The sequence below is a fragment of the Streptomyces acidiscabies genome (assembly GCF_020010905.1).
Classification (GTDB): Bacteria; Actinomycetota; Actinomycetes; order Streptomycetales; family Streptomycetaceae; genus Streptomyces; species Streptomyces acidiscabies.
Genome location: NZ_JAGJBY010000002.1, coordinates 4763571 through 4781001 on the forward strand (window position 1 = coordinate 4763571; position 17431 = coordinate 4781001).

General features: G+C 71.2%; 13 protein-coding genes. 8 read left to right on the top strand and 5 right to left on the bottom strand.

The annotated features are described in order from the left end of the window. Window positions 1-3: 3 nt before the first annotated feature. Window positions 4-771, top strand: coding sequence for a class I SAM-dependent methyltransferase (locus tag J8M50_RS47300; RefSeq protein WP_040838370.1), 768 nt, complete (start codon window positions 4-6; stop codon window positions 769-771). A gap of 265 nt (window positions 772-1036) precedes the next feature. On the opposite strand, the gene J8M50_RS47305 is transcribed toward J8M50_RS47300, so the two are convergent. Continuing rightward, window positions 1037-1885 (bottom strand): oxidoreductase, encoded by an 849-nt coding sequence (locus J8M50_RS47305; RefSeq protein WP_029184552.1) that lies wholly within the window; start codon window positions 1883-1885, stop codon window positions 1037-1039. 67 nt (window positions 1886-1952) lie between these two features. Between J8M50_RS47305 and J8M50_RS47310 the strand changes: the two genes are divergently transcribed. Continuing rightward, window positions 1953-2618: a helix-turn-helix domain-containing protein gene (locus J8M50_RS47310; protein WP_029184553.1), complete on the top strand. Its 666-nt coding sequence runs from the start codon at window positions 1953-1955 to the stop codon at window positions 2616-2618. A gap of 281 nt (window positions 2619-2899) precedes the next feature. After that, a complete protein-coding gene (gene ppdK / locus J8M50_RS47315) occupies window positions 2900-5557 on the top strand; it encodes a pyruvate, phosphate dikinase (protein WP_010359481.1) in 2658 nt (885 codons plus the stop codon). A 4-nt stretch (window positions 5558-5561) separates the two neighbouring features. Here the strand turns inward: ppdK and J8M50_RS47320 are convergent, their stop codons facing one another. The 3 genes from J8M50_RS47320 to J8M50_RS47330 are packed head-to-tail and all read right to left on the bottom strand — an operon-like array spanning window position 5562 to window position 8989. Then, complete coding sequence (locus J8M50_RS47320; RefSeq protein ID WP_010359483.1) at window positions 5562-6698, bottom strand: alpha/beta fold hydrolase; 1137 nt, start codon at window positions 6696-6698, stop codon at window positions 5562-5564. Further along, a complete protein-coding gene (locus tag J8M50_RS47325) occupies window positions 6695-7747 on the bottom strand; it encodes a DUF2332 family protein (RefSeq protein WP_010359484.1) in 1053 nt (350 codons plus the stop codon). The genes J8M50_RS47320 and J8M50_RS47325 overlap by 4 nt, the downstream gene beginning before the upstream one ends. Before the next feature lie 33 nt (window positions 7748-7780). Beyond that, on the bottom strand, window positions 7781-8989 hold the full coding sequence (locus J8M50_RS47330) for a glutamate-cysteine ligase family protein (protein ID WP_010359485.1): 1209 nt from the start codon (window positions 8987-8989) through the stop codon (window positions 7781-7783). 252 nt (window positions 8990-9241) lie between these two features. Between J8M50_RS47330 and J8M50_RS47335 the strand changes: the two genes are divergently transcribed. From J8M50_RS47335 to J8M50_RS47355, 5 genes are all read left to right on the top strand, one after another. Then, entirely contained in the window at window positions 9242-10060 is an 819-nt protein-coding gene (locus J8M50_RS47335) for an alpha/beta fold hydrolase (RefSeq protein ID WP_029184554.1), read from the top strand. A gap of 274 nt (window positions 10061-10334) precedes the next feature. After that, window positions 10335-11297 carry an ABC transporter ATP-binding protein gene (locus J8M50_RS47340; protein WP_010359487.1) on the top strand — a complete coding sequence of 321 codons (963 nt, stop codon included), beginning with the start codon at window positions 10335-10337 and terminating at the stop codon, window positions 11295-11297. Continuing rightward, window positions 11294-12655: an ABC transporter permease gene (locus J8M50_RS47345; protein ID WP_010359488.1), complete on the top strand. Its 1362-nt coding sequence runs from the start codon at window positions 11294-11296 to the stop codon at window positions 12653-12655. Before J8M50_RS47340 ends, J8M50_RS47345 begins: the two co-directional genes overlap by 4 nt. A gap of 4 nt (window positions 12656-12659) precedes the next feature. Further along, window positions 12660-15386, top strand: coding sequence for an alkaline phosphatase family protein (locus J8M50_RS47350; RefSeq protein WP_010359489.1), 2727 nt, complete (start codon window positions 12660-12662; stop codon window positions 15384-15386). Window positions 15387-15624: 238 nt separating this feature from the next. Then, window positions 15625-16812 carry a S1 family peptidase gene (locus J8M50_RS47355; RefSeq protein WP_010359490.1) on the top strand — a complete coding sequence of 396 codons (1188 nt, stop codon included), beginning with the start codon at window positions 15625-15627 and terminating at the stop codon, window positions 16810-16812. 69 nt (window positions 16813-16881) lie between these two features. On the opposite strand, the gene J8M50_RS47360 is transcribed toward J8M50_RS47355, so the two are convergent. Next, complete coding sequence (locus J8M50_RS47360; RefSeq protein WP_040838357.1) at window positions 16882-17415, bottom strand: GNAT family N-acetyltransferase; 534 nt, start codon at window positions 17413-17415, stop codon at window positions 16882-16884. Window positions 17416-17431: the final 16 nt, after the last annotated feature.

Below are 17431 nucleotides of genomic sequence, written 5' to 3' on the forward strand. Positions count from 1 at the left end.
TCCATGCCCGACGCCTACGAACGCCACCTGGTGCCGGTCTTCTTCCGGCCCTTCGCCGAGGACCTGGCCGCGAGGGCGGCGGCGCTGCGCCCCGGCCGGATCCTGGAACTCGCGGCCGGAACGGGGGCGTTGACCTCGGCGCTGCTCGCCGCGCTGCCCGGGGCCTCGGTGGTGGCGACCGACCTCAACGAGGCCATGGTCGGCGCCGGGTCGGTACGGGAGCCGCGGGCCGTGTGGCGGCAGGCGGACGCCCAGCGACTGCCGTTCGGGGACGGGGAGTTCGACCTCGTCGTGTGCCAGTTCGGGGTGATGTTCTTCCCCGACCGGCCCGCCGCCTACGCCGAGGTGCGCAGGGTTCTGGCGCCGCGCGGACGGTTCCTGTTCAACAGCTGGGGGCCGCTGGCCTCGCACGGCTTCGGGTCCGCTTTCCAGACCGCCCTCGAAGAGTCGATGCCGGACGGCGCGCCCTCGTTCCTCGCGGACGTGCCCCACGGTTACGCCGATCCGGCCGTCGTCGCCGCGGACCTCACGGCCGCCGGGTTGTTCCCGGCCGGCGCCGAGGAGGTCACGCTGGACGGCGTCGCGGAGTCGGCCGCTTCCGTGGCCACCGGCTTCCTCACGGGCACGCCGGTGAGTGCCACGGTGGGGGTTCGCGAAGACGCGCAGACCATTCAGGACGCCGTCACGCGGAGGATGACGCAACGCCTCGGTGCGGGGCCGGTGACGGCGGCGATGACTGCGACCGTCTATACGGCGCACCGGGAGGGGTGAGCACGAGGGGGCGCTCCGAGCCGGATACGCGCGGAAGCGTGATCGTCCGTGCATCGCGTGAGGGCGGTGTTCACGGCGTCGCGGTCTCGTTGCAGGCCTCGGGCGAAGGCATGCGGGTGTCCCCGGCCCGGGCAAGGTTGGGTCTGGCCGGGGGCCGGGGTGGGATGGCAGAGGGCGTCCCGCGCGAGCCGGCGGCGCGTCCGTCGATATCGGGCGGGCGGCGGCGATGGGCATGGCAGCCGAACTGGCCTTTGGAGTCGGCCAGTCAGCCTCGCAGGTCGGACAGGTCCTCGTCACGGAGGCTGAGGTCGTTCGCCGCGAGGTTCTCCTCCAGGTGGTCGAGAGAGCCGGTGCCCGGAATCGCCAGCACCGACGGCGACTTGGCCAGCAGCGAGGCGAGCGCGACCTGCGCGGTGGTCGCGCCCAGGCGTGCCGCGACCTTGCCGAGCCGTTCGGTGTCGAGCGGGCCGTCGCCGACGCCGCCGCCGAGCGGAAAGTACGGCACGTACGCGATGCCCGCTTCCTCGCTCTCCGCCAGCAGGGACGAGTCACCGCTGTGCCGGTTCTGCACCGCCGCGACGGGCGCGATCCTCCGGGCCGCTGCCAGCTGGGCGGCGTCGACGTTGCTGACGCCCAGGTGCCGGATCAGCCCTTCCGCGCGGAGCCCGGCCAGGACCGCGAACCGTTCGGCGATCGACTCGTCACCCGGTCCGGTCACCCCGCCGACCCGCAGATAGACCAGGTCGAGCCGGTCGAGACCCAGGGCGCGCAGATCCGCCTCGACCAGGCCGCGCAGCTGACCAGGCGTCGCCTGCCCGCTCGGCACACCGTTCGGTCCGGGCAGCGGCCCGACCTTCGTCGCGATCACCAGGCCGTCACGGTAGGGGGTCAGTGCCGTACGGATCAGCTCGTTGGCCCACACCGCGTCCCTGCCGTAGAAGCCGGCCGTGTCGATGTGGTTCACGCTCAGCTCCACGGCCCGGCGGAGCACCGCGATTCCGGTCCCGGGATCTCGTGCCGGACCGGCGAAGGTGCCCATCGCCAGGCGCATCGCGCCGAAGCCGAGCCGGTTGACCGTCAGCTCTCCGCCGAGGGAGAAAGTCTTGATCGTCATGACGTTCATGGTGTCCGCCGCCACGAGCTCGCTGGGCCTCGTGGCAGCTTGCTGCCAGACTGGCGGGATGCGGAACGAAGAGGTGTTCTCAGTGCGTGGAGACGCGGAGCTGATCACGCGCGCAGGTCATCTCTTCGAGTCCGCGCGGACCGAGTTCCTGTGCGCCGCCCGGGATCTCAGGACCTGGTCGCGACCGGGGGCCAGGGCGGCGGTCCGGAACCGGATGCGCGCTGCGGATCCCGCCGGCTTCACCCCTCGGAAGCTGCTCAGCCCGGTGGCACTCGCCGACGAGGAGGCCCGCGCGCACCTGCGGCTGGTGCGGAGCAAGGGCGCTCTCGTCCGGATCAGCCGTTCGCCCTTGCCGCACGAGACCATCCTCATAGACCGGCGGGTGATGATCCTCGCCGACCAGGAGACCCCCACCGGCCGCGAGTACACCGTGACGACGTCACAGACCCTGGTCGACGGCGTTCACTCGCTGTTCCGGGCGATCTGGGACGCCGCCGTCGATCTCGAAACCTATCTGCGCGGCGACGTACCGCACCTCGATGCCGACGGCCGCATGATCCTCGAAGCCCTCGGTTCGGGCCTCACCGACGCATCGGCGGCAAAACGGCTCGGCGTCTCTCTGCGTACCTACCGGCGGCGTGTGGCCGAGCTGATGGCCGAACTCGAAGCCGACTCCCGTTTCCAGGCCGGGCTGCGAGCAGGCGAGCTGAGGCTTCCCCGCTAAGACCACGGTGATCGCGGCCCTTCAGCGCCTGAGCACCCCGGATCACATGACCAACCGTCACGTCGATCCCCGAAGAACTTCCCATCGGACGTCGCGCCAGGAGGCGGGCGGAGGGGCTGTGCAATGTCGACGGGGCCGACCGGCCCCCCGGTGCGCCCCGGGCGGCCCTGCCGGACAGGGGCCGGGCGGCGTGACGCTGGCGGGGACGAGCGGACCGGAGGAGAGCCCGCGCTCCGTGCTCGTCGCCCAGGCACCCGGCATCGAGAGGTGGAACGACCGCGATGGACAAGCCGACCACGTACGTCCGCACATTCGCCGAGGGCGACCGGACCATGGCCGCCCTCCTGGGCGGGAAGGGGGCCGGGCTCGCGGAGATGACACGGCTCGGGCTGCCGGTGCCGCCCGGGTTCACCGTCACCACCGAAGCGTGCGCCGCCTACCTGGCCACCGGCCGGGAACCGGAGGGCCTCGGCATCGAGGTGGCCCGCGCGCTCGCCGCGCTGGAACGGGCGACGGGACGCACCCTGGGCGCCGCCGAGGACCCGCTGCTCGTGTCCGTGCGCTCCGGTGCCCGCTTCTCCATGCCGGGAATGATGGACACCGTCCTCGACATCGGGCTGAACGACATGTCGGTCACCGCTCTGGCCAAGGCGTCCGGCCGGGAGCGCTTCGCCTGGGACTCCTACCGGCGGCTGGTGCAGATGTTCGGTCACACGGTACTGGGCGTGGACGCCGCCCTGTTCGAGGCGGCCCTCCCGGCACACGAACCGGACGCGGCCGAACTCGCCGCCCTGGTCGAGGAGTTCAAGGCGATCGTCCGCGAGGCGACGGGCCAGGAGTTCCCCCAGGACCCCGGCGAGCAACTGGTCCGCGCGATCCGCGCCGTCTTCGCATCCTGGAACGGCGAGCGCGCCCGCGTCTACCGGCACCGCGAGCACATCCCCGACGACCTCGGGACCGCCGTCAACATCCAGGCGATGGTCTACGGCAACCTCGGCCCCGACTCCGGCACCGGCGTCGCCTTCACCCGCGACCCCGCGACCGGCGCACGCGGCCTGTACGGCGACTACCTGCCCGACGCGCAGGGCGAGGACGTCGTCTCCGGTGTCCGTGACGCGATCCCGCTCGCCGAGCTGGAGCACCACGTCCCCCGCGCCCACGCCGAACTCGTCGGACACCTGCGGACGCTGGAGCGCCATTACCGGGACCTGTGCGACGTCGAGTTCACCGTCGAGCGCGGCCGGCTGTGGATCCTGCAGACCCGGGTCGGCAAGCGCACCGCCGAGGCCGCGTTCCGCATCGCCCACGACCTGCGCGAGGAGCGGACGATCAGTGCCGACGAGGCCCTGGCCCGCGTGGACGGCGCCGAACTGACCCGGCTGATGTTCCCCCGTTTCGCGGCCGACCCCGGCGCCGTCCCCCTCGCCCACGGCGTACCCGCCTCACCCGGCGCGGCCGTCGGGATCGCCGTCTTCGACTCCGCCGAGGCCGTCCGCCGGGCCGCCGCGGGCGAGCGCACCGTCCTGGTCCGCCCCGAGACCGTCCCCGACGACCTGCCCGGCATGATCGCCGCCGAGGCGGTTCTCACCAGCAGGGGCGGCAAGACCAGCCACGCCGCCGTCGTCGCGCGCGGCATGGGAAAGGTCTGCGTGTGCGGCGCCGAGTCCCTCACCGTCGACCCGGTCGCCCGCCTCGCGACCACCGCCTCCGGGACCGTCGTCCGCGAGGGCGACACCCTCTCCGTCGATGGCACCGCGGGCACCGTCCACCTCGGCGCGCTCCCGCTCACCGACTCCGACGTCGCCCGCGCCCTGGAGACCAACGCCGCGACCGGACCGCTCACCGAGGCGGTCCTCGGAGCCCTCGCGCACGCCGACTCCGTACGCCGCCTTCAGGTGCGCGCCAACGCGGACACCCCCGAGGACGCCGTCCGCGCCCGCGCGCTCGGGGCTCAGGGGGTCGGACTGTGCCGTACCGAGCACATGTTCCTCGGCGCGCGGCGCGCCCTGGTCGAGGCGATGATCCTCGCCCGCGACGACGACACCGCCCGCGCGCAGGCCCTGGACGCGCTGCTGCCGCTCCAGCGGGACGACTTCACCGGCATCCTCAAGGCCATGGACGGGCTGCCGGTGACGATCCGGCTGCTCGACCCGCCGCTGCACGAGTTCCTGCCCGACCGCACCGCCCTCGCCGTCCGCCTGGCCACCGCCGCCCACCCCGACCCCCGCGACCGTGAACTCCTCGGCGCCGTCGAGCACCTGCGCGAACAGAACCCGATGCTCGGCCTGCGCGGCGTGCGGCTGGGCCTGGCCGTGCCCGGTCTCATGGCCATGCAGGTACGGGCCGTCGCCGAGGCCGTGGCACGGCGGCTGCGCGACGGCGGCACACCCCGCGCGGAGATCATGGTCCCGCTCGTCGGCACCGCCGAGGAACTGCGGCTGGCCTGCGCGGAGACCGCGCGCGTCCTCGCCGAGGTCGCCGCCGAGACCGGCGAACCCATGGACCTGCCCGTCGGCACGATGATCGAGCTGCCGCGCGCCGCCCTCGTCGCCGGACAACTCGCCAAGGCGGCCGACTTCTTCTCCTTCGGCACCAACGACCTGACCCAGACGACCTGGGGACTGTCCCGCGACGACGCCGAGGCGTCCTTCTTCCCCCTCTACCTGGAGAAGGGCGTCTTCGCCGAGTCGCCCTTCGAGACGATCGACGAGGAAGGGGTCGGCCGGCTGGTCGAGCTGGCCGTCACGGCCGGCCGCGCCGCCAACGCCCGCCTGGAGACCGGCGTCTGCGGCGAACACGGCGGCGACCCCGCGTCCGTCCACTTCTTCCACCGAGCCGGACTGGACTACGTCTCCTGCTCCCCGTTCCGCATCCCCGTCGCCCGGCTCGAAGCGGGGCGCGCGGCGCTGGAGGGGGTGGAGGCCAGCGACAGCAGGTGACGCCTCAGCCGCCTCGGATCAGCGCGCTCACCTCGTGTTTGAGGAAGGAGTCCTGGCAGAACTCGAAGTGGTCCACTCTGCGGAGATCGAAGACCTGTCTGATGCCGCGCTGACGGGCCTGGGCGACGACGTCGTTGAAGCGCTGTTCGAAGTGGATGGAGAAGAACACGCGCGTTCTGTCGCTGATCGCCCTGACACGGTCGACGCGCTGGAAGAAGAGCTCGTACCGGCCGTCCGGTTCCCAGTAGTCCCACAGGTCGGCCGCGTGCCGCTGGATCTGCGCCAGATCCTTTCCGCTGATCTTGTGGAGGTATTCGCAGACGTTCTGGAGTTCGATGAGCGACGCGGGGATCTGGGCGATGCGCTTCAGTTCCGCCAGCGGCTGCTCCGGATCGAGGTGGGCCACTTTCTCCGAGATCACCATGGTGGAGTGGTTGATGTTCGGATCGAGGAGGAGCACCGACTTGATCTTGGGCTGCCGCTCGGGATGGTCCCGCCACAGGTCGGCCAGGCGGAACAGCATGTCGCAGCCGACCGAGAAGCCGACCAGGGTGATCCGCTTGTACGGGTACTGCCGCTGGAGGTTGTTGATCGCCCCGCTGACGAGGTCGGCGTGGGCCGAGATGCCGATGGGACGGTAGCGATGGTCTCTCGATTCATCGGCGTTGTGCCCGAACAAGGTGATGGCGGCGGTGTGCTGCCGGGCCACGTTCATGAACGGACGGAAGTCGTCCGCGTCCAGACCGAGCCCGTGCAGCAGGACGACGAGGTCGGCGGACTCCGTACGGCGTTCCAGGAACCAGAGCTGCCGGCCGATCACCGCGTTGTCGGACGGCAGATCCTCCTCGAAGTCGTCCGCGTGGATGTCGAAGGAGTGGCGCACCACTTCACGGCGCAGCTCACGGCGCCGCTCCGCGACACCACGGGCCCACCAGGCGAGGGAGAAGACGGTCGCCGCGGCCAGGGTCACCAGCGTGCCGCCGGCGGCCACATGGCTCCAGGTCCAGGCGATGGCGGAACGAGCCTCGTCGCTGTAGATGCCGATGGCGGTTCCCGCGGCGGCGCCCACCAGCGTGACGGCCGCCTTGTGCCGGCCGAGGAGCTCCGCCGTCCCCTCCACGAGCCGTCGGTCGCGCATCATCGGCCGTCACCGCGCCCCAGGAGCTCCGCCAGCCCGTCGTGGACGGTCACGGTGCCCACGAAGTGGCCGTCGGACACATCGGCGACATGCAGGGGCAGCGTGCTGTCGTCCCGGTAGGCGTACACGACGGACCCCATGCGCGCGAGCGCGTGCCGAGGCTCCATGGACAACAGCATGCCTGGGCTCCCCAACGCGCGCGTCACGGTGTCCACGACCTGGGCGCGCACCGGACCGGCGTACTGGTAGAGAACGAAGCTACAGGTGACCACGTTGATGCGGTGATCACGCAGGAAGGCCTCCAGAGCGGCGAGGTCGAGCATGTCGAGGGCACGGAGGTCCACCTCCGTACCCGTGCTCCGCGCCTGCTCCAACGACCAGCGCACCTCTTCGAACCGCCGCTCGTAATAGTCCGAGGGGCCGTGACAGGCGCGTACCCATTCGAGCGTCGGCAGCGGTGGGCGGTCGACTCCGCCGACGTACTCCAGCGGGATCACCCGGAACGGCGGAGGCTCGGGGCGCCAGCGCAGGTCCGCGGCGAAGCGGTCGTAGATCACCTTGTTGTTCAGCTGGCGCGGCAACAGGCCGATGCTGGTCCCGAGGTCGAGGAGACGGACCTCCCGGACACCGTGGAACGCGGCGAAGGCCCCGACGACGAGCTGCGGAAGCAGAAACCGGCGTGCTCCGGTGTACGAATTCGAATGATCCTCCATCAGGCGCAGGAGTTCGCGGGCTCGTTCCGAAAGGGTCCACACCAGCGCGGATGCCCGGTGGGAAGCCGGCAGATCCGGGCGGAACACGTCCGCCGGGTCCCCGCCCCGGAGCGCCAACTGCCGCACGGCGATGCCGAGCAGGGTGATGGCATGGGCATCGCTGATGTACGGCCGCCGCCGCCACATCGCGGACAGGACGTGGTCGAGGCCCTCGCAGGACCTGGAGTCGGCCACTTCGCTCAGGCACTCGTGGAACAGGGACCAGCCGTGGCTGCCCTGTTCGTGCCGGCGCATGTCCGCCAGAGCGGTCAGCAGGGCCTGCTTGCGCGTCGAGAGCACGGGACCTGCGCTCCTTCACGAAGGGGAGGGGGGTCACGCGACCGCCATGGGCTGCGGCAGCCGTAACTGTGCCGGGCACAGGCCGCGCAGCGTACGGCTGTGCGCGAACCGTTCCACGGCGGCGAACACCTCGGGTGCCACGCCGAGCCGTCGCAGACCGGCCAGAGCCAGCCGGACGACGGTCCGGGCCAGGTCCTGCGTACCGGGGACGGCCAGACCGTGCCGGGCGGCGTCGATCCAGTCCTGGCGCAGGGGGTCCGGCCTGCGGCCGAGGAGAGCGGCGACGGCGTCGGAGGCGATCTCGTCGTCCATCAGCGAGGCCACCACCGCGACCGGGACGAGCCAGTCGTCACCGCTCTGGGCGTCGAGCATGCGCAACTCCAGGTGGCCGCAGGCCCGGACGGGTGGGACCAGTGTCTTCAGGTGACGGAAGACGTCGTCGACGCATACCGCCCGGGGGCCCGCTCCCCGCAGCCACCCCCTGAGGGTGAGCCCCGCCGGCGCCGGTTCCCACAGGGCCGGGCCGAGGTCCTCCCGCTGTATCGCCGTCACCTGTGTGCCGAGCGCGTACCGGGTCCACACCTCGCGCGGGTCGCCGCCGGACGGCAGGGGCCCGCTGCGGAACCGGTCCGCCCGCAGCCGCAGCAGTTGCCGCCCCGAGAGCACGGTCGCCGGGCGGCCGGCTTCCAGGACGGGGGAGTTGGCGAACATGGCCATCAGCACCGGACCCAGCGCATTGGCGATCAGCCACCTCCGACGCCGCCCCCGCCATCCGTCGGAGTCGTCCCCGGCATCCACGTTGACCTGCACGGACGCGGTATTGCACAGCAGGGCTCCGCCGGCGTCCCCCAGCCCGGCGTAGTAGCGCCGCAGCGCCTGGTACCGGGGCGACAGCACGGTGAACCGGGGCGGCCGGCGGTCGAGCCCGGCTCCCACCAGCCGCAGCCCCGCCGATCGCGCCCGGTCGCGCAGTACGGCCAGATCGGCGCCGGTGGAGTCGAGGCAGCGCCGCAGAGAGACACAGGGCGGACTGCTCAACTCCAGTTGCCCGCCGGGCTCCCACGACACCAGGCCGCCGTACGGCAGGGGCAGGCCGACCGCCGCCAGTTCTTCGGGACCGGCCCGGCGCGCCGGATCGTCCACCGGCAGAACGAGCCATTCCAGTTCCACGCCGATTCGCCCCACCCGGTCCCGCGACAACGAGTGCTCGAAGATCAGTCGTTTCGCGTCCGACTCGCTCAACGCACTTTCCAAAGAAGCACGCCCCCAGGCCATTGGATGTCAAAATTCATACAGTCATCATTACGCCAGATCGTTTCTGCTCGCGTCCAGAGGGGTGAAGGCGCGGGAAGCGGGGACGGATCGGAGAAGTTCGATTCCCGCCCCCGCGGTCCGGGTACTGGAATATGGTCTGGAGTCTCCGGTGGTGGGGTTCGCCCCGTGCTCATGAAGAGAGTGACTGAATCCATGGCTCCCGTTTCACCCTCCCGTCACTTGCTGCACAAGCATTTCGGACAGCTGACCTATTTGGAGCGCGTGGCCGACACCGGCAGGATCACCATGTTCTTCCACGGTCTCGGGCTGGACGCGACGGACTACCAGGAGTATCTGGAGACGCATGACACTCACGGGATCGCTGTCAGCCTGGCCGGCTACACCCCGGGCGACACCGGCCGGCTGCCTCCGGTGTCGGCCGGCCGGCAGGTCGAGATGGTGGCGGGCCTGATCGACGAGATCGGCAGCGAGAACCCCGGCAAACAGATCGACCTCGTCGGCTTCTCCCTGGGCGCCGATCTGGTGCTCCAGCTCGCGGAGCGGTGGACGGCCGACCCCCGCCGTCCCCGCCCCCGGATCTTCGGCGCGTTCCTGCTGGACCCCAACGTGAACCACTCGACCATGACCATTTCGCGGCTTTTCGCGGCGGCGGACCAGCGCGATCCCGCCCCCGCCCTGAAACAGCTGCTCGGGTTGGCGAGAAATCATGACGTACGGCGCTCTCTGCGCGAGTATGCCGACAAAATTTCATCGAAGGATTTCAGCCAGATTCAGCAGCTCGCCAATGACATGATCCATTACTGGAACCCGGCCGGATACGAACAATTCGGTGCCCGTGTTGCTCGCGTGGCCGACATCGCCAAGTCGGTGAGCATCGTTCTCTCCGCCGAATACGAAGAACATCTCGTGCGAATGCGGGACGCCGTACGGCGCAAGAGTTCGCGGTCGGACGGAGTGGTCTTCAATATCACCGACCTCGATCATTTCGGCCTCATCGAGAACGACTTCCTGTCGCGTGAGCTGAAGACCATCGGCTGAGGAGCGGGCGGAGCCGCTCGACACCGCCTGCCTGACCACGGCGACTGTCGGTCCGGATTGACGTTGCAGGCGCTCGGCGCCCTGAGGCTGCTGCCGCGAGCAGCGGGGGCCGACCCGGCGATCGGGGTCCGCACCGGATGACGCTGTCGGGGCAACTCCCGCGGCCCCGCTTGCCCATACCTTGACGAACCGTTCCAGGGCCGTTCAGCCCGCCTGCCGGGTTCGCGTCGTGTGCCGTGCCTAAGTTCCTTCAGCGTTGCGGAGGAAGGGACTCATGGACACACCACGTCTCGCGGTCAGGGCGCGTGCGGTCACCAAGTGCTTCGGCGAGGTGGTCGCGCTCGACGGTGTCGATCTGGAGGTGGAGCGCGGGCGGATCCACGGACTCGCGGGGCCGAACGGCGCCGGGAAGACGACGCTGCTCGGGCTGCTGCTGGGGCTCGCCCTGCCCGACAGCGGAAGCCTGGAGATCCTGGGCGCCCCGGCGCGGCGGGCGCTCGCCGGTCCCGAAGGGGTCGCCGGGTTCGTGGACGGGCCCGGCCTGTATCCCTCGCTGACGGCACGTCAGAACCTGGTCGCACTGGCCGAGTTGAGGGGGACGGCCGAGAAGGCGGCCAGGACCGACGAGGCGCTGCACGAGGTCGGCCTGAGCGAGGTCGCCGACGGCAAGGTCCGCGGCTTCTCCCTCGGCATGCGCCAACGCCTGGGCCTGGCCGCCGCGTTGCTCACGAGGCCCCGGCTGCTCGTCCTGGACGAACCCGCCAACGGCCTCGACCCCGCCGGCAAACGGCACGTGCACCGCGTCCTGACCCGCCTCGCCGCCGAGGGAACCGCCGTGGTCCTCTCCACCCACCGCATGGACGACCTCGACGCGCTGTGCACGGAGGTCACCGTCCTGGCCACCGGCCGCGTCGTCTTCTCGGGCCCGCCGGAGAAGCTGGCCGCCGAGAACGGCGAACTCGACCACCGCCTGCGGACGTCCGACCCCGAGACGGCACGGAGGCTGGCCGCACAGACGCCCGGCATCCGCATCGTCGACGACACCGACGGACGGCACGACCCCGAGGTGACCGTCGTACGCGGCTCGGTGCTGGCGCTCGACGCGCTCGTCACCGCCATCGTGCGCGCGGACGTCGCGGTGCGCGAACTCTCGCCCGTCGTCCCGCCCTTGGAGGCCGCGTTCCTCGCGCTCACCGAGCAGCAGCCCACCGAGCGGCAGCAGGAGACCGCCAGATGACCACGACCATCACGACCACGGCCCCCACCCCCACCGCCCGCCGAGTCCCCCTCACCCGCGCCTACCGCTTCGAACTGGTCAAACTCGCCTCCCAATGGCGCATCCGCCTCCTGCTCCTCGCCTGCTGGACCGCCCCAGGACTCTTCGTCGCCGGCGTTAGCCAACAGAGCACCCTCCCCTCCGACACCCTCTTCGGCCGCTGGATGCACGCCACGGCATGGGCCGGCCCCCTGGTGATCCTCGGCTTCGCCGGCACCTGGGCGCTCCCGCTGCTGACGTCGGTCGTCGCCGGCGACGTCTTCGCCGCCGAGGACCGCCTGGGCACCTGGCGCCACCTCCTGGTCGTGGTCCGCTCACCGCGCCGTGTCTTCGCCGCGAAGGCGCTGGCCGCACTCACCGTCGTCCTGCTGTTCGTGGCCGGGCTCGCCGCGAGCAGCACGGCAGGCGGCCTGCTGACGGTCGGCGACCACCCGCTGGTCGGCCTCGACGGACACCTCCTCACGCCGGGCGACGCCGCCGGCCGCGTCCTGCTCGCCTGGCTCTGCGCCCTCGCCCCCACCCTGGCCCTCGCCGCGATCGGCCTGCTGGGCTCGGTGGCGCTCGGCCGCTCCCCGACGGGCCTGCTGCTGCCCCCGCTGCTGGCGCTGGCGATGCAGGTCGCGCAGATGCTGCCGCTGCCCGTCGCCGTACGCCTAGCCCTGCCCGGCTACGCCTTCATCGCCTGGAACGGCCTGTTCACCAGCCCGGCGCAGCTCACCCCGCTCCTGATCGCCGTCACGGTGAGCCTGGCGTGGGCGGTGCTCGCGACCGCGCTGGCGTATCTGCTGTTCCTGCGCCGCGACTTCACCAACCCGGTCCACGACGGCGCCGGGCGCCGCGCGCTCACCCTCGGCCTGCTGCCGCTCGCCGCGCTGACCGCCGTCACCGTCGGGGCGGTCGCCGCCGCCACCCCCGCGACGGGCTCCGGCATCGAGCAGAGCAAGGTCCAGCGCTCCCTTGCCACGGCGTTCGCCCACCTCTACCGGCTCCAGACCGAGCAGCTCCACCGGCCCGCCGTCACCGAGGCCCAGGTGCGGGCCTCGGCCGCGTGCACCAAGAGCGACGGCCGGGGAGCGCAGGAGGGCGCGGGCAACGACTGGCGCTGCGTCGTCTCCTGGCACCTGCCCGGCGTACCCGTCACGGGGACGGCCGTCTACCAGCTCGACATCGGCTCGGACGGCCGGTACGTGGCGGACGGCGACGGGCCCAAGGAGGTCAACGGCTACTTCCTGCTGCGGACGCCGACCGGCGACGCCCCCAACCCTCTCTGGCAGTTCGACGGCAACGTCGAGCTGCTCGACACCACCTCGAAGGGATAGGTCCATGCAGGTCACACGGCGTATCAAGGAGAAGCCCGGCAGACGCCTCAGCCGGCGGACGCTGCTGGTGACGACGGGCATCACCGTCGCCCTCGGCGTCACCGGCACGGCGGTCGCCTCCACGACCCAGTTCGGCCACCAGCACGTCGGCCAGGTCACCGCGCGCGGCCAGGTCGTCTCGGCCGACCAGTACATCAAGCCGTACGGCACCCGCACCGTCATCGACGACGGCAAGATCATGTCGTCCACGGTCAGCCCCGACGGCGCGCACCTCGCCGCGTCCATCACCGACGGCGACGCCTCCCTCGTCATCATGGACCTGACGACCGGTCAGGTGAAGCAGAAGATCGGCACCAACGCGGCCGACGACCTGCGCATCAGCAGCGGCGCCGTCGGCCAGGAGGGCCCGACGTACTCGCCCGACGGCAAGCAGCTGTGGCTCGGCCAGGCCGGCGGCTACACCAAGTTCACGGTGAACGCGGACGGCACCCTCACCACCCCGACCGCCGTCCCGATCCCGGCCCAGGGCACGCAACAGGCCCTCGTCGGCGCGGCGGTGTTCTCGCCGGACGGCTCCACCGTGTACGCCGCCGTCAACGGCCAGAACCGGGTCGTCGCCCTCGACGCCGCCACCGGCGCGATCCGGCAGAGCTGGACCGTGGGCACCGCCCCGCGCGGCATCGCCCTGGCCGACGGCAAGCTGTACGTCAGCAACGAGGGCGGCCGTGCCGCCAAGCCCGGCGAGACCACCATGAACTCGTACGGCACCGACGTACCCGCGAACCCGAAGACCGGCGCCGCCACCACGGGCACCGTCAGCGTCATCGACCCGGCGCGCCCCACGGTCACCACCCTCGCCGTCGGACTGCACCCGACCGCCGTGTACGCCGCGAAGGGCGCGGTGTTCGTCACCGACACCGCCGACAACAGCGTGTCCGTCATCGACACCCGCAAGGGCAAGGTCGTCCAGACCATCGCCACCCGGCCCTGGCCGGAGGCGTCCGTCGGGTACGAGCCCAACGCCGTGACGCTCACCGGGGACGGGCGCCTGCTGGTGACGCTCGGCCGCGCCAACGCCGTAGCCGTCTACCGCTACACCTCCCCGCAGCAGCCCGCCCGCTACGTCGGCCTGCTCCCCACGGACTACTACCCGTCCGGGGTCTTCGCCGCCGGCAAGAAGGTCGTCGTCGCCAACACGCGCGGCGTCGACGCCCTGCGCCCCGACAGCGCCGGCCACAGCACCCACGACACGACGTCGAGCCTGACCCGGTTCACGCTGCCGGACGACAACGTCGTCAGGGCGAAGACGGGCGACGTCTTCCGGCAGAACGGCTGGACGCCCGGCTCCGTCACGACCGCCCGGGGGCGCGGTCACGCGAAGCCCGTACCCGTTCCGGCGCGTCTCGGCGACCCGTCGACGATCAAGCACGTCTTCCTGATCGTCAAGGAGAACCGGACCTACGACCAGCTCTTCGGCGACCTCCCGCAGGGCGACGGCAACGCCTCGCTGACCCAGTTCGGCACCAACGTGACGCCCAACCAGCACGCCCTGGCGCAGCAGTTCGGGCTGTACGACAACTTCTACGACATCGGCACGAACTCCGCCGAGGGCCACAACTGGCTGACGCAGTCGGACAATCCGGAGTACACCGAGTCCTCGGCGGGCGAGTACACGCGCAGTTACGACACCGAGAACGACGTCCTCGGCCACCAGAAGACCGGCTTCCTGTGGACGGGCGCCCAGGCGGTCGGCAAGAGCGTCAAGGACTTCGGCGAGTTCCAGTCCGTGGAGACCAAACCGGACGGCGCGACCTGGCAGAACCTGTACTGCGACAGCAAGAACATGGCCGCGACCGGCGCGCGGACCGCGTACCCCATCAAGACGGGTTCGGCGATCCCCTCCCTCAACAAGGTCTCGGTGCAGGGCTTCCCGCTGTTCGACCTCGACGTCCCCGACGTCTACAAGGAACAGATCTGGCAGCAGGACTTCGCCGCGCACGGCCCCGCGAACCTCAACATGTTCTGGTACTCCAACGACCACACCGGCGGCCCCGCCAACCCCGCCGCCGAGGTCGCCGACAACGACCTCGCCGTGGGCCGCATGGTCGACACCATCACCCACAGCAAGTACTGGAAGGACTCGGCGATCTTCGTCGTCGAGGACGACTCCCAGGCCGGCCTCGACCACGTCGACGGCCACCGCGCCCCCGTCCAGGTCATCAGCCCGTACGCCCAGCACGGCGCCGTCGACAGCCGCTTCTACTCCCAGATCACGATGGTCCGCACCATCGAGCAGATCCTCGGCGTCCACCCGATGAACCAGCTCGACAGCGCGGCCACCCCCATGTACGGCGCCTTCACCGCGAAGCCGGACCCCACCCCGTTCACGGCCGTCCCCAACCGCACCTCGCTCACCCTCGGCGTGAACCCCCAGCCCGCCTGCGGCTCCGACACCCCGGCCGCGCAGGACACCCAGGCGGCCCCCGCGCCGACCACCGCCGCCGTCCCGCCCGCGCGGCAGGACCTTGCGGCCCAGTGGAAGAAGTGGGCCGCGCGCCAGCGCCTCACCGGGCCCGACGCGGTGCCCGACTACGCCAACCCCACCCAGATGAACCGCTACACCTGGTACCAGACCCACGCCTGGTCCACCCCGTACCCCGGCGACAAGAAGCTCTACACACCGGACGCGGTACCGGGCGCCTACCTCCCGTCGGCGGAGTCCGACGGCTGAGCGGCGGGGGAGGCGTACCGGCGGGCTTTCTGCCTGCTGGTACGCCGGTGATCCGGAAAATGCGGACGAATCGATCTTTGCTCTTGTCATGTGCAGCGAAGGTCGTTCAAGATTCGGGGGCGGTCGCCCGAAAGGGCGGACCGCCGGACGGCGACCACCGGAAAAAGGGGACCCCCATGCCCTTTTCCACCCCCCCACTGTTAGCGGTCGTTCGTCCGGAATCCGGAAGGAACAACCCTTGCGCATCTCCCGGAAATCCCTCGCGGTGCTCGGCGCCGCGGTTCTGCTCTCCTCCGTCACGGTCTCGGGCGCACAGGCGTCGACGGCCTCGGCGGACCAGTACGACCCGGCCATGCTCAGCGCCCTGGCGTCCTCCCTCGGCGTGAGCCAGAGAGCCGCCGCCGAGCGCCTCGACCACGAGACTTCGCAGCAGCACACCCTCACCGCGCTGGAACGGAAGGGGGTCGCGACGGACGGGGCGTTCTTCGACACGAAGGGCGAACTGGTCGTCAACGCCGAGAGCGCCCAGGCGGCTCAGCGGATCGCGGACGCGGGACTGCACGCCCGTACGACGCGGCACGGCGAGAGTGAACTGAACAAGATCAAGGCCCAGTTGGACGCGGCGGCCGTCAACACGACGCCCGCCGGAGTCAGTTCCTGGGAGGTCGACCTCGCCGCCGACACGGTGACGGTCAAGGTCAGCGACGGCAGCGCCCCCGCCGCCCGCGCCTTCCTGAACGTCGCGCGGGCGCACGGAGACGCCGTCCGTGTCCTCTCGGACCAGCGTGAACTCGCCCCGCAGGCCGTCATCAAGCCGGGCTCCGAGATGGCCTTCAACGGCTTCGTCTGCTCCGTCGGCTTCGGCGCCCGTGACTCCTCGGGCCGCCAGTACCTGGTCACCGCCGGGCACTGCATCGAAGGCCTCCCCGTACTCAGCTACCAGGGGAGCCGGTTCGCGCAGGGCACCAACAGCCGCTTCGCGTCCGGCAGTCGGAGCGTCGACATGGGCATCGCCCAGCTGGACTCGGGCAACTCCATAGCCACCGTGGTCAATACGTACGGCCGGGCCACCGAACCCACGGTCACCGGCAGCCGGCGCGCGGCGTCCGGCGCCACGCTGTGCAAGGCGGGGCGGACCACCAACTGGACCTGCGGGCGGGTGAATTCGTACAACGTGTCCGTCACGTACTCCGACCCCGACGGGGGGCCGGACACGGTCGTCACCGGGCTCGGCAGCTCGTCCGTCTGCACGCAGGGTGGTGACAGTGGTGGCGCCTACATCTCGGGCAACCAGGCTCAGGGGATGACGTCCGGCGGTCCGTCGAGTCAGCGGTGCGACGGGTCGGTGAACTCGCCGGGGTCGTCGTACTTCCAGCCGCTCGATGACGCGCTGTCGTTCTATGGGCTGACTCTCAACACCGCGTGATCTGCGGGGTGGTGGAGAGGTGAAGGCGGGGTCGGCCGGTACTGGCCGGCCCCGTCGTGTTCGGCGGGCTCAGCGACCGTCCGCGCTGCCCGGGTTCGACGGAGTCTCCCTCGGTGTCAGTTCGGCGAGTACGTCGATGCTGTCCCGGCTCGTGGTCAGCGTCGCGCCGTTGCGGCGCAGGGCGGTGAGTGCAGCCGTGTTGTGAGCCATCGTGTCCGCGACCACCATCCGCGCACCGGCCTTCGCCGCTTCGTCGAGGAGGATCCGCAGAGCGGCGGTGCCGATGCCGCGTCCGCGCTGTGAACGGCCGAGCCACATGCCGGTTTCGAGGACGTCGGGGCTGTCGCGCGCGGCCAGCCGGGCCGACCCCACGACCGCCCCGTCATGGACGACCGCGAAGGTGGACTCGCGGAGCGGACCGGCGAGCCCGGGGAAACGGGACCGGTGCCAGTCCCGGAAGGCGTCCCGCCGCCTCGCGGTCCACCCGGGCGGACCGGCCACGGGAGGCATGACGTCTTCGGGCGCCGCGTCCTCGACGGCCACCGCGAGAAGCTCTTCGAGGACTTCCTCGTCCATCTGCCGCACCGCCACTCGACCGACCACGCGGATTCCTCTCCAC